The sequence below is a fragment of the Paenalcaligenes sp. Me52 genome (genome assembly GCF_050487965.1).
Classification (GTDB): Bacteria; Pseudomonadota; Gammaproteobacteria; order Burkholderiales; family Burkholderiaceae_B; genus Paenalcaligenes.
This window is the reverse complement of the sequence record NZ_JBKQFO010000002.1, coordinates 1-12,857: the sequence shown is the minus strand read 5'-3', so window position 1 is coordinate 12,857 and position 12,857 is coordinate 1. Positions and strand designations below refer to the sequence as shown.

Annotated in this window: 14 protein-coding genes and 1 other RNA gene; 8 read left to right on the top strand and 7 right to left on the bottom strand. The window is 47.8% G+C overall.

Going from position 1 to position 12,857, the window contains the following annotated elements; all coding sequences use genetic code 11:
- Window positions 1-17 precede the first annotated feature (17 nt).
- Genes tolA through ACLO87_RS11225 form a run of 5 tightly spaced genes read right to left on the bottom strand, consistent with a single transcriptional unit; the run spans window position 18 to window position 4,396 of the window.
- Complete coding sequence (gene tolA, locus ACLO87_RS11245; RefSeq protein WP_430223754.1) at window positions 18-1,151, bottom strand: cell envelope integrity protein TolA; 1,134 nt, start codon at window positions 1,149-1,151, stop codon at window positions 18-20.
- A 2-nt stretch (window positions 1,152-1,153) separates the two neighbouring features.
- Window positions 1,154-1,582: a protein TolR gene (gene tolR, locus ACLO87_RS11240; RefSeq protein ID WP_135863538.1), complete on the bottom strand. Its 429-nt coding sequence runs from the start codon at window positions 1,580-1,582 to the stop codon at window positions 1,154-1,156.
- A gap of 2 nt (window positions 1,583-1,584) precedes the next feature.
- A complete protein-coding gene (tolQ, locus tag ACLO87_RS11235) occupies window positions 1,585-2,259 on the bottom strand; it encodes a protein TolQ (protein ID WP_135863540.1) in 675 nt (224 codons plus the stop codon).
- Between the two features lie 2 nt (window positions 2,260-2,261).
- A complete protein-coding gene (gene ybgC / locus ACLO87_RS11230; RefSeq protein WP_135863542.1) occupies window positions 2,262-2,657 on the bottom strand; it encodes a tol-pal system-associated acyl-CoA thioesterase in 396 nt (131 codons plus the stop codon).
- A complete protein-coding gene (locus tag ACLO87_RS11225; RefSeq protein ID WP_135863544.1) occupies window positions 2,654-4,396 on the bottom strand; it encodes a proline--tRNA ligase in 1,743 nt (580 codons plus the stop codon). The genes ybgC and ACLO87_RS11225 overlap by 4 nt, the downstream gene beginning before the upstream one ends.
- Window positions 4,397-4,461: 65 nt before the next feature.
- Here ACLO87_RS11225 and ACLO87_RS11220 point away from each other — a divergent pair, with 65 nt between their 5' ends.
- Window positions 4,462-5,025, top strand: a complete 564-nt coding sequence (locus ACLO87_RS11220) for an RNA pyrophosphohydrolase (protein ID WP_135863546.1) — start codon at window positions 4,462-4,464, stop codon at window positions 5,023-5,025.
- A gap of 42 nt (window positions 5,026-5,067) precedes the next feature.
- Here ACLO87_RS11220 and ACLO87_RS11215 read toward each other — a convergent pair whose 3' ends face one another.
- Window positions 5,068-5,991 carry an NAD(P)-dependent oxidoreductase gene (locus tag ACLO87_RS11215; RefSeq protein ID WP_430223753.1) on the bottom strand — a complete coding sequence of 308 codons (924 nt, stop codon included), beginning with the start codon at window positions 5,989-5,991 and terminating at the stop codon, window positions 5,068-5,070.
- A 226-nt stretch (window positions 5,992-6,217) separates the two neighbouring features.
- Between ACLO87_RS11215 and ACLO87_RS11210 the strand changes: the two genes are divergently transcribed.
- From ACLO87_RS11210 to ACLO87_RS11195, 4 genes are all read left to right on the top strand, one after another.
- Entirely contained in the window at window positions 6,218-6,625 is a 408-nt protein-coding gene (locus ACLO87_RS11210) for a hypothetical protein (protein WP_135863548.1), read from the top strand.
- Between the two features lie 3 nt (window positions 6,626-6,628).
- A complete protein-coding gene (locus ACLO87_RS11205) occupies window positions 6,629-6,940 on the top strand; it encodes a cell division protein ZapA (protein ID WP_135863549.1) in 312 nt (103 codons plus the stop codon).
- Between the two features lie 40 nt (window positions 6,941-6,980).
- Window positions 6,981-7,167: non-coding RNA, 6S RNA (ssrS, locus tag ACLO87_RS11200), on the top strand.
- Window positions 7,168-7,218: 51 nt separating this feature from the next.
- Window positions 7,219-7,977, top strand: coding sequence for an SIMPL domain-containing protein (locus ACLO87_RS11195; protein ID WP_430223752.1), 759 nt, complete (start codon window positions 7,219-7,221; stop codon window positions 7,975-7,977).
- Here the strand turns inward: ACLO87_RS11195 and lgt are convergent.
- Window positions 7,931-8,725 carry a prolipoprotein diacylglyceryl transferase gene (gene lgt / locus ACLO87_RS11190; RefSeq protein ID WP_430223751.1) on the bottom strand — a complete coding sequence of 265 codons (795 nt, stop codon included), beginning with the start codon at window positions 8,723-8,725 and terminating at the stop codon, window positions 7,931-7,933. The two genes, ACLO87_RS11195 and lgt, sit on opposite strands and share 47 nt — an antisense overlap.
- 523 nt (window positions 8,726-9,248) lie before the next feature.
- On the opposite strand from lgt, the gene ACLO87_RS11185 reads away from it, so the two are divergent.
- The 3 genes from ACLO87_RS11185 (at window position 9,249) to ACLO87_RS11175 (ending at window position 11,639) form a co-directional block, all read left to right on the top strand.
- Window positions 9,249-10,073 (top strand): IclR family transcriptional regulator, encoded by an 825-nt coding sequence (locus ACLO87_RS11185; protein ID WP_430223750.1) that lies wholly within the window; start codon window positions 9,249-9,251, stop codon window positions 10,071-10,073.
- Between the two features lie 301 nt (window positions 10,074-10,374).
- Complete coding sequence (msrA, locus tag ACLO87_RS11180; RefSeq protein WP_135867123.1) at window positions 10,375-10,926, top strand: peptide-methionine (S)-S-oxide reductase MsrA; 552 nt, start codon at window positions 10,375-10,377, stop codon at window positions 10,924-10,926.
- Between the two features lie 347 nt (window positions 10,927-11,273).
- On the top strand, window positions 11,274-11,639 hold the full coding sequence (locus ACLO87_RS11175; protein ID WP_430223749.1) for a hypothetical protein: 366 nt from the start codon (window positions 11,274-11,276) through the stop codon (window positions 11,637-11,639).
- Window positions 11,640-12,857 lie beyond the last annotated feature (1,218 nt).

The window sequence follows — 12,857 nt, the reverse complement described above, 5'->3', positions numbered from 1 at the left end:
GTTCGGTATTCTCCTGATTACTCGTACATACGATATTCGCCATCAATATACGAAGGATAGCGGCCATTAGGCGGTTTTGGGAAGGGTGAGCACTTGGCTATCCCTTTTTGTACTGCATCATCGAACAGGGCAATACCCGATGATCTCAGTATTCGTACACTACGTACCGTACCATCACTATTCAGATCGGCACGATAACTTAGTGTTGGATTGTTACCTCCACTGCGTGCAGGTGTATTGTAAATGACCTTAGGACGAACGCAGGCACGAACCTGAGCGCCGTAACCGTCATTACCACCACCGCCACCAACTTGGTTGCGGTTAGATGTACCACCTGCAGCACCAGCAATCTGCTGTCCATCGCCCAACATAGCGGCACGGAAAGCATCTTCTCTGGCTTTGCGTTCTGCTTCTTCACGAGCGCGGCGTTGTGCTTCGGCGCGGGCACGTTGTTCAGCTTCAGCGCGAGTTTTACGCTCAGCTTCTTCACGGGCTTTGCGATCAGCCTCGGCTTTGGCACGTTGCTCGGCTTCCTCGCGGGCTTTGCGATCAGCTTCAGCTTTGGCGCGTTGATCTGCTTCTTCACGGGCCTTGCGATCAGCTTCGGCTTTGGCTCGTTGTTCGGCTTCTTCACGAGCCTTACGGTCGGCTTCGGTTCGCGCGCGCTGCTCAGCGTCAGCTCGTGCTTTACGGTCAGCTTCCTCGCGGGCTTTTCTATCTGCTTCTTCACGAGCCTTACGATCTGCCTCTGCTTTTCTGCGGTCTTCCTCGTCTTTCTTGCGTTTGGCTTCAGCCAGAGCAATATCAGGGTCTACTTCAGGAGGCGTACTTTGAGCAGGAGCAGGAGTAGGTTCGGGCTTCACTTCCGGTGGTTTAGGGGCCACGGGAGTAGGATCGGGTTCAGGTTGTGGTTCTGGCTCGTCGGGTTCTGTGATGGGCTCGTCTTGGTTTTCTGCAATTGCCACGTCACCCTCTGCCCACAGTTCTATCTGTACTGGGTTAGGAGAACGAGGTGTGGCAAATAGACTGATGACCAAAGCAAGCAACAACAGGCCGTGCAGAATTAACGCATACATCAGCCCGCGACGTTCGTCTTGGGCCTCTGGTGTGCGTGCACTGTTCTGACGTAATGCGTGCTTGAATAGTTTCATACCTACTCGTCTTTATTGACTAGCAGACCCAAGCGGGTAAAGCCCTGACTGCGCAGCTGGTCCATAAGCTCCATAACGGTTTCATAAGGGACTTTGCCATCAGCAGCAATAACGATGGGGTTTTCATTTTGCATCAGCGCTTGAATTTCAGCGATCAGGTTAGCTTTGTCTACGTCTTGGAATTCAGAGCCACCTTCACGTAAACGCAAAGACACTTGTCCTTCTTTGTCTATCTGTACCTCAATAGGCACGGCTGGCACTTCAGATGCCTGACCTACTGTAGGTAAATCGATAATTCCGGGCGTGATCATGGGCGCTGTCACCATGAAAATCACCAGCAGTACCAACATGACATCAATGTAAGGCACCACATTGATGTCATTTTTCAGCCGGCGGCGACCGCGTCCTGTACTGTTACGTATGGATGGCATGCTTATTGCACCTGGCGTTGCAGAATATTCAGGAACTCGTCGATGAAGCCGTCAAAGCGAATAGACAGTCTATCGATCTCTGTGGTGTAGCGGTTATAGGCAACCACCGCAGGAATAGCGGCGAACAGACCTATAGCTGTAGCGATCAGCGCTTCAGCAATACCTGGAGCCACCGAGGCCAAAGTAGCAGATTGAGCACCGGACAAACCGATGAACGCGTGCATGATCCCCCAGACGGTACCGAGCAAGCCGATATACGGGCTGACCGAACCGGCAGATGCTAAGAAGCTCAGGTTGGTTTCTAAACTATCTAGCTCACGTTGGTATGCAGCACGCATAGCACGTCGAGGGCCGTCTAGTAGCGCCTCACCACGTTGGGATGTGCGGCGGGCTTTTAAGAACTCAGCCATCCCTGCTTCAAAAATACGAGCTAATGAACCATGTTCATCACGGCGCGAGCCAATAGATTGTTGCAGGGCGCTTAGATCACCACCTGCCCAGAAATCGTCTTCAAAATCTCGGGTTTGTTCTGTAGCGCGCTTCAGCGTAGCGCGCTTACTGAAAATATATGCCCAAGACAAAATCGAGATACCGAGCAAAATCAGCATTACTAGCTGAACGGGGATGCTGGCATCGAGTAGTAGAGTCAGTAGCGACAGATCGCCTGTGGGTTGCATGGTTAGTCTAATGCCTTTTCCAGAGTAGAACGTAATTCGGGGTTGAACTTAGCTGGTCGCAGATTTTGAGCGTCCACGCAAACCACTTGGACACTACTTTCGCATAACAGTTCAGAATCGCGCCATGCGCTTTGTTGAAAAGTTATGGAGGCAGACCCAAGGTGTTGGATGGTGCTTTGAATGGTTAGCAGATCGTCTAAACCAGCCGGTTTTCGATATTGTATTTCAACATTCTTGACAACAAATATTTGCCCAGTCGTTGCTGCCATGGAGGACTGGTTAATGCCCAGTCCTCGTAACCATTCAGTGCGCGCACGTTCAAAGAACTTCAGATAGTTGGCATAGAATACAATGCCTCCCGCATCCGTGTCTTCGTAATATACGCGAATCTGTATCATAGTGTTTCCAGTAGGCGCAGGGCCTCTTCTACCACGGCATCCGGAGCGATTTTATGCACTACGCCATCGCGTCGAGTTTGCAGTTCTACGATGTTTTCTTGTAGACCGCGCTCACCTACGGTAATGCGTACTGGAACACCTATAAGTTCCCAGTCGGCAAACATCACACCAGGACGAATATCTCTATCGTCAAAAATCACATCCACGCCTTTGGCTTTCAGGGCTTGGTAGATTTTTTCAGCTTCGGCACGAGCGGTTTCGCTTTTATTCAGACCCAAGCCACAAATCACTACCTCAAAAGGAGCAATGGCGCGTGGCCAGATCATACCTTTTTCGTCGTGATTTTGCTCAATTGCTGCAGCAGCAATACGGCTCACACCAATACCGTAGCAACCCATTTGCATGATGCTTGGTTTGCCATCTTTATCCAAGAACGTGGCGTTCAGCTTCTTGGAGTAGGTATCGCCTAAGAAGAACACGTGACCTACTTCAATGCCGCGTTGAATAGCCAAGGTGCCGCCACGAGGATCTGGGTCGCCATGCACTACATTACGCAAGTCAGCAACGGTAGGCTCAGGCAGATCACGGCCCCAGTTCACGCCATCGTAGTGGAAGTCTTCTTCGTTCGCGCCGCAGATGAAATCGTGCATGTTGGCCACGGTGCTATCTACAACTAGGCCTACTGGCTGTTTGGTGTTGATTGGGCCTAAGAAACCAGGTTTGCAGCCAAAGGCTTCGATGATTTCTGCTTCAGTTGCCAAGCGGTGACCTTGTTCGAAGCCAGGTAGCTTGGATACTTTTACTTCGTTCAGGTCGTGATCGCCACGGATCAATAGCAACCAGATTTTTGTGGTGGTGGCTTTGGTTTTTTCATCAATGATGTCTGTAGCCAAAACTACTGATTTAACGGTGTCAGTCAGTGGACGACCTAACAGTTCAGCAACGGCTTCACATTTGGCTGCTGCAGGCGTAGCGACTTTGGCTAGTTCACGGCTAGGGGCGGCACGCTCAGCAATCAAGCATGCTGCTTCTGCCAGTTCCATATTGGCGGCGTAATCGGTTGCTGGGTTGTATACCAGAGCATCTTCGCCGGTATCAGCAATTACTTGGAACTCGTGACTGCGAGAGCCACCAATAGAACCGGTATCAGCGGCAACAGCGCGGAACTCCAAGCCCAGACGCGCAAAAATACGCATATAGGCGTTGAACATATTGTCGTAGCTGGCTTGTGCGGATTCCACATCACGGTCGAAAGAGTAGGCGTCTTTCATGGTGAATTCGCGGCCACGCATCAAGCCAAAGCGAGGACGACGCTCATCACGGAATTTTGTTTGGATGTGATAAAAATTCACAGGCAACTGACGCCAGCTATGAATTTCATTACGCGCAATATCTGTTACCAGCTCTTCTGAGGTGGGCTGCAGGATAAAGTCACGATTGTGTCTGTCCTTGATTCTCAGTAGTTCGGCGCCATATTTATCCCAACGGCCCGACTCTTGCCATAGCTCAGCGGGCTGCACCACAGGCATGAGCAATTCCAGTGCGCCGGCGCGGTCCATTTCTTCGCGCACGATTTTTTCAATCTTGCGCAATACTTTCAGGCCCAATGGCATGTAGGAGTAGACGCCGCCAGCGGCTCGGCGAATCATACCTGCTCGAGTCATCAGCTGATGGCTGGCAACTTCGGCTTCTGTAGGGGCTTCTTTTAAGGTATTAATGTGATACTGGCTTGCATGCATGGTAGTGAACTCAAGTGATACGTATAATTAAAGTAATTGTATTGAATTTTGCATAGAGGTGGCCCATGTTAGACCGTGAAGGCTACCGTCCCAATGTTGGCATCATTCTGGCAAATCGCAAGAATGAAGTGTTCTGGGGGAAACGTATCCGGGAACATGCCTGGCAGTTTCCTCAAGGAGGCATCAACTACGGTGAAAGTCCGGTGCAAGCTATGTACCGGGAGCTTTACGAGGAAGTTGGTTTGCTTCCCGAACACGTGCGTATTTTGGGGCGGACCCGCGATTGGTTACGGTATAACGTTCCCAATCACTATATACGTCGTGAATCACGCGGCCACTATAAAGGGCAAAAACAAATTTGGTTTTTGCTGCGTATGGTGGGACGTGATAGCGATGTTAGCTTGCGTACCTCCTCTACACCTGAGTTCGATGCATGGCGTTGGAGCCAATATTGGGTTCCTATGGATGCCGTCATCGACTTCAAACGTGAGGTGTACTTGCAGGCACTTAACGAGCTATCAAGCCTGTTGTTCAAACACAGGCAAGAATCCCGTTATTTGAGGCAACGTCTACATCCCAGTGGTAAGGTAAAGACAGCAGCTAAAAGTCTAATTTTACCGTCTGAATGACAAAGCATGGCGACACACCAGATGGTGTGTCGCTTTTTTTATTTATGATTGTGGGGCTTGCGATTTCCCAAGAAGGGTAATCAGACTAGAACTATCTAATCGGCCACCGCCTTGCTCTTGTACTTGTGCGTACAGTTGATCAATCAAGGCCGTGATAGGCAAGCGAGCGCCATTGTTGCGGGCTTCGTTTAACACTAAGCCTAAGTCTTTGCGCACCCAGTCAACGGCGAAGCCAAAATCAAACTCGCGATCCAGCATAGTTTGGCTGCGATTATGCATTTGCCAGCTAGACGCTGCGCCGCCGCCAATCACTTTAACGACGCGTTGCATGTCCAATCCGGCATTTTCACCGAAGGCCAAGGCCTCTGCTAAGCCTTGAATCACACTGACCACGCAAATTTGGTTCACCATTTTGCACAGTTGGCCAGAGCCGGTGTCGCCCAGCAATTCTATGATGGTGCCGTAGTGTTCCAAATAAGGCAGAGCTTTTTTGAAGTTGGCGTCAGAGCCGCCACACATGATACTGAGCTTGCCAGCTTCAGCGCCGCTTTGGCCGCCAGAAATAGGCGCATCCATAAAGCCTACGGATTTTTCTGCACAAACTGTGGCCATTTCACGAGCGACATTAGCTGAAGCGGTAGTGTGATCAATAAATAGACTACCTGCTTTAGCATGCAGCAATGCGCCATTCTCACCTTGAATAACCTCACGCAGGTCATCGTCATTGCCCACACAGAACATCACAAAGTCAGCATCACGTGCTGCTTCGGCAGGAGTGGTGGCGACATGGTTGCCGAACTCGGCTTGCCATGCCAGCGCTTTGCTGTGGGTGCGGTTGTACACGGTGACATGGTGGCCTGCTTGCGCAAGGTGGCCAGCCATTGGAAACCCCATTACCCCCAAACCTATAAAGGCAACTTTTGCTGAGGACAAAGGGGCATACATTTTTTTCTGTATAGAGGGCATGGAGAACTCCTAGTGAAGCCGCTGTGCTAGGGATTTACGAGTGAAAAGGTTAAGGGTTACGATCATGCCTGTGTGAAGGCATTCCTGTCCAGTTTAGAATAATTGTAAGGTGTGGCATCAGGGCGATTTTTGCGTTGTGCTGTCTTTTTTACCATTCGCTAGGCTGTTCAGGGTTATGATGTGCACATGTTTTGAATGGTTCTGACTACTCGTCTACTACATAACTATGCTCCAGGATCTTAACCATCTAGCCGATAGACTTAGTGCGTTGGCCGCGTACGCCACCCAGCTCAAGTCTGAGCGGTCTGCTCTATTGTCACGCATCAAAACCCTAGAAGGGGAGTGCGCGTCATTACGAGAGCAGTTAGACAAGCAGCAAGCCGACTATACGTCTATGGCAGAAATCTCGGTACGGCACCAAGCCGACGTTGATGCTGCGCGCAAACAGGCGGAACAGGTGCAAGAAGCTCTTTTTGTAGAGCTGGTTCAGCATCAAGATGAAGCCCAGAAGCTGAGGGACCAACTGGAACTTAGCTTAGGCCATAATCAAGAGTTGCGTCAGGTTGCCGAACAAGCGCGTGATCAAGTCACCGCTGTGTTGCAACGTTTGCCAGGGCATATCGAGCAGGAATAAGACATGGAACGTATTAATATCACTCTGTTAGGGCGCGAATACACCTTGGCTTGTGCGCCTTCCGAGAAAGCCGATTTATTATCTGCCGTCGCACATGTGGAAAAACGTATGAAGCGTGTGCAAGATAGCGGTAAAATAGTAGGTAACGAACGTATCGCTACCATGGTCGCTATACAGTTGGCTTTAGAATTCCTGACATTGCGCGCTCCGGATGGCCCACTCAGTAACCTTGCATTAGGTGATTTCAAGCGTAAAATAGAAGACATGCATCAGTTGATTGATCAAGTTGTTGGTCCAGAGGCTGTAGCTCGTTAAAGATTCGATCCATGCTCTATATGGCGATGGATCACCCAGTAAGTCCCTGCCGTGTTCGTGACGTGGCTATATATTCCTTGAACCAATGCTTATGGCATTCAGGTCGCTGGATTTATAAGCAGGAGCGATCGCTACAAGATAGCGAACCCGAAACTTATATGATGGCGGCCAATCTTTGGACCCTCGGTTCCCAGGATGCCAGCCTTGACGGCACAGGTGGGGCAATTTTTCAAAGCTCGTTGCATTTTGCAACGGGCTTTTTTTGTTAAGGAGTTTCTATGCGGACTAAACGAACCCTTTCTCCCAAAAAAGCTGCAGCGGCAATCTTGGCCGCCTATGGGATGTTGACCTTGCCATTAAGTGCAATGGCAAATGAGGAAGAAGCCTCTAAAGCACTACAGCGTCCGCCAGTCATCAGTCTGCAATCCGAAGCGTTTGCTGAGGTGGAGCAGGACACCGTGACAATTTATCTTGCTGCGGAGTTTGATGATGCTCAGCAAGCAAATGTTGATAAGAAGTTACGTGAAGCCTTAGAGGCTGTGTTGGCCGAAGGGCGTAAACAAGAAGTGGTGAAGGTTAGTAGTGGCAACTACCGTATTTATCCAAACAGTGATAGAAAAGGTGCTATTACGGGTTGGAGGGGGCGTGCCGAGGTGCAGTTGGAGTCCACCAACATACCTGCAGCCAGTGAGTTAGCCGCTAAAGTTTCTAAAGACATGCCTATTGCTGGCCTGAGTTTTTCGGTCTCTCCAGAGGAGCGAGCCAAACATGAAGAGGCTTTAACCGAAGACGCGATCAAACGTTTCCAAAGCCGTGCCAAGCAAATTGCATCTAGCATGGGCTATGCAGACTTTCGTCTGAATGAGGTGAACGTAGGTGGTTCGGGCGGCTATTACCGCCCTCCAATGATGCGTGCTATGGCAGGGGATGCTGGCTCATTCAAAGCAATGGGTTCAGAAAGCATGCCGTTAGAAAGTGGTACTGAACAAGTTAGTGTGTCGGTGAATGGTTCTGTTTACCTGCTCGGAGGAAAATAAACAGACCTACCAGTACCATTGGTAATGACAACAGCTGGCCCATGGAAAGGCCGGCTGTTAGCAAGCCCAAGAAACTATCTGGTTCGCGGGTGTACTCGACAATAAAGCGGAAAAAGCCGTATCCCATTAAAAATAGTCCGCTAATTTTCCCTGTGGCACGTGGTTTGCTGCTGTATATCCAAAGAATAATAAACAGCAATATGCCTTCTAAAGCCATTTGGTATAGTTGGGATGGGTGTCGTGCAATACCATCTTGTGCTTGAGGGAACACCATTGCCCACGGCATAGAGCTGGCTCTTCCCCACAGTTCTCCATTGATGAAGTTCCCTAATCGGCCTGCTGCTAAACCTAGCGGAACTAGAGGAGCCAGAAAATCACTCAATGTAAAAAAACTGATTTTGCGTTTATACGCAAACAGAGCCATAGCAGCCAATACGCCTAACAGGCCGCCGTGAAAGGCCATGCCGCCTTGCCAGACGTAGAGAACCTCTAGTGGGTGCTGCAAGTAATAGGCTGGTTTATAGAACAGCACATACCCTAAACGTCCACCCAAAATCACACCGGCCACACAGTAGAAAATCAGATCTTCCAAACCTTGGCGGTTTACCGGAGCTAACCCCTTGCGTATACGTGCTGTACCTAACAGCCATACCAATGCAAAGCCAGTTAAGTACATCAAGCCATACCAATGAACGGATATGGGGCCAAGTTGTAGAGCAATGGGATTGAACTGTGGGTGTACGAGCATAGTGTGTTTAGGTGTGGGTCAGGCAAAAGTCATGCATAAGATGACTGTGGTCAGATGGGCAGTAACCATTATGACAGATGTTTATGGCACTCGTTCCCTGCTATTACACGTAGTAGTTATCCACAATAGTTAGAACCGTGGCGGATAGATCAAAACCCCATAGGTAACGTTGCCTATGGCTGTTGGTCGTGTCGATGAGACTGATGCCTTAGAAAAGTGGGATGATTGCAGAGGGGAAAGCGGTTATTTGTAGGATATGTCTGATGTATGTGTCAGAAAATACTTCGCTATTTTCATGTTGATTTCCTATTTTGTTTTTATGGGTTTTGTAAATTGAAATAATAAATAAGCAGTAGAAGTGGTAGATAGAAAATCAGGGTAATGGCTGTGTAAAGAGATAGAGTTCCATCTAGCAAAACTTTAGATGATTGTGTTTTGATAGGCGGAACGAAATGGTGTTTTCGTTGACTGTAAATTTATTTGGATGAAAGAATGAATTGATAATAATTACGGGATCATCCATATGAAGAGGGGCTATAAGAGGAACGATTTTATTAGGCTGGCAGATAGCCCTAAAGAACGCAGTTTTGTGTATGCGCTGGGTAGGGGCTTTGAGTTGTTGAGGTGTTTTGGTACGGATGAGCGTTTCGTGGGAGTGGCCGAGTTGTCCCGGCGTTCAGGTATCCCCAAGCCCTCTGTGGCTAGGTTGGCCGGTACGTTGGTGAGGTTGGGCTACTTAGAGTTTTCGCCAAAGCTCTCCAAGTACTCATTGGGTATAGGTGTGGTGTCTTTCGGGCACGTGTTTTTGTCTAGCTTGCCTGTGCGCGATAAGCTCAGACCGCTGCTACAGCGCTTAGCTGAATATGCACAAATTACAGTCTCTGTAGGAATGGGGGATAGGCAGAGCATGGTATGCATAGATAGCATACGTGGTAGTTCGGTGCTGGAGTCGCGTCATAGTGATGTGGGTGTGCGCTTGCCACTGGCTAGTACATCTATGGGCAGGGCTTATTTGGCGGGATTGCCCGAGGAGCAGCGTCATGCAGTATTAGCACAATTACGAGACTTAGATTTACATGGTTGGGCTAAAACTGAAGAAGGGATCATGCAAGCGTTGCGCGACTATAGGTTGCACGGTTTTTGTGTATCTACAGGGGAGTGGAAAAAAGGTATTAATGGCGTAGCTGTACCATTTACCGATACAGATGGAAATTATCTGGTGGTGGATTGTAGTGCGGCCGATTTCGTGTTAAGTAAAGATAAAATTGAGAATGATATAGGGCCAAGAGTTATCAATATAGTAAAAAGCATATCTACTAATAAATATAATAAGTTTTATAGAATATAACTATATTAATTATTGGGTGTGATTAATTTTTTATAAAAATTAATAAGAATAATTTTCATGTAAAAAAATAAAATATGAGTCTTGCTTATAAAAAGAGGGGGGCTAGGTACTGTACGGTTCATCCTTTTGTGATTTGTCATGATGCAGGCAAGAATTTAGTCCAATAGCGCCGGCTGGGCTTTAACGCCTCTACAGATTAGGTATCATAAGAGGAAGGCTAACACTTTAGCTTTATCAGTCAGCTCTATTATCTGTGCGTGGCTCACATGTATAGGGTGATGATTAGTACAGGAGAGGAGTTATGGACAAGCATGAAGACAGACAGCTAGAAACCGCTCTATTAGGAGGTGGGTGCTTCTGGTGTCTGGAGCCGGCATTTACGCAGTTAGATGGTGTTGAGCAAGTGTTGCCAGGTTATGCGGGCGGCAAACTGGAAAACCCTAGCTATGAAGAAGTCTGCGCAGGGCATACAGGCCATATTGAAGTGGTGCAAATCCGCTTTGATCCACAGCGTATAGATTTTGAGGAATTGTTGGCGGTGTTTTTCGCCATACACGATCCCACCACGCTAGATAGACAAGGTAATGATGTGGGGGCGCAGTATGCGTCGGTGATTTTTTACCAATCCCAGCAGCAGCGTCATCAGGCTGAGGCAATGATTCAGAAAGTAACGCAGCTATTATCCACACCTGTGGTCACACAGTTGCGTCCTGCTAGCCGTTTTTGGTCTGCAGAAATGGTGCATCATGAATATTACGAACGAAATCCACAGCAGGGTTATTGCCGAGTCATTATTGAGCCTAAGCTGCGTAAGTTCCGAGAGCAGTTCAGAGGCCGACTGAAAAAAGCCTAATGTAGATAAGTATGCACGTGTAATGTGAGCCGCTGGGTTGGTGCGGTGCGTTGTGCGTTTGAGATGAAGTGGTGATCAAAAAAGGGGCTCTATATATAGAGCCCCTTTTTATATGGGAAAAATGTACTGTGTTGTTGTGCTTATGAGTAGTGGGAGGTATGACGAAAGCACACGGCTGGCTTTGCTGATGTGGATGATGTGTAGAGTGTCATTGTTCTATCTATATAGAGAGGTCTTGAAACGAGGCTTTCAATGGTGGATGAGCGTGAAGGGAGTGTCTCTATATATAGTTAGTAGGTTAGTGCTTCACTAGCATTCGGTTTGTGGAGGGATGGGTTGCTTGTGTTGTGTTGATCTACTTGGTCACTACACAGCAAGTGATTCTCTGCATCATCATCATCATCATCATCATCATCATCATCATCATCATCTTCATCATCATCTTCATCATCATCATCATCATCATCATCATCATCTTCATCATCATCATCATCATCATCATCATCATCATCATCATCATCATCATCTTCTTCTTCTTCTTCTTCTTCTTCTTCTTCTTCTTCTTCTTCTTCTTCTTCGGTCAGTCAGTCAGTCAGTCAGTCAGTCAGTCAGTCAGTCAGTCAGTCAGTCAGTCAGTCAGTCAGTCAGTCAGTCAGTCAGTCAGTCAGTCAGTCAGTCAGTCAGTCAGTCAGGAAACCGGGCTTGGTAAATGATCTTTTTCTAAGCGTTTGAGATCAGTAGATCGCGTAAAGCGGATGGCTGCTCCATATATAGTGGCGCGAATATGGTTAGGGGAAGAGGCGGGGATGGCAGGGCTTTTGTTTATGGTGATTGGCTCTATGTCGTTTGCCTGCGCTGTTGCCTAAAAAGAATGTAGTGGTCTCAAGGGAAGGTGTGCGTGGGCGTGAAAAGGTGGGTGTGCGATACGTGCTCTATATATAGAGGTGATTTAACTCTATCTATATATAGATAGAGCATGCTGATTCTTGTGATGTATGAGCAGAGGTTGCGGCAGATCTATGCCGTAAGTAATGCAAGGTTGAGTGAAGTTGCAGCTGTTGGTCATCCTGCTGTCTGTATATGAGCAAGTCTTTGCATAACATTTCGATGTGCTGGCCACTCGCATGTGATATTTGTGTGAGGAGATGTCGATGACAGTTGTTAAGCAATGGCTATAGATAGATAGATGGATGGATGGATGGATGGATGGATGGATGGATGGATGGATGGATGGATGGATGGATGGATGGATGGATGGATGGATGGATGGATGGATGGATGGATGGATGGATGGATGGATGGGTTAGCTAGTTAGTTAGGAGAGGGTGGGAATAGTCTCCGAACAGGTCCTTTGTGATGGGCTTCTGGTCTCTCGGAAATATTTCAAACCGTAACCTATTGAATTTATGGGGGTTTAAAAATATCTTCATAAAATCTTCATTTATTTGTCATAAAGAGCTTGTGCGGGCGTTATTGATGGTGCTATAGTTTCGTTTCTTCGTTGCAAGACATACGGGTTTTCCCTAGGTGGATCCCAAGCTCAAACAACGAAAGCCAAGTAAAATAAACGTTTGACAGGCAGCAGGGAAAAGAACTATAGTTCACTCCCTTGTTTGAAAAGCAGTTTGCTTCACAAGGCAGCGGTCTTCTACGGGAGATTGCGATTCATCCGAAAGGGTGAGGCGGCAAGAAAATAAATCTTGACAAGTTTTAAAAAACCATGTTAAAGTTTCTTTCTTTGCTGAAGAGCACAAAACTTAGTTTTCAGGTTTGAGAATTAATTTTTGTGAGTGGTTTTGAAGTGGTTTCGGTTTTAAATGTTTTGAAAATAAACGCTTGACACCAAAAACAAATTGCTTCATAATTTCACTTCTCTGGTTTAGCTGCAACGGCAGCGACTGGCTACTTCGGTAGCAAGTGTTCTTTAAAAA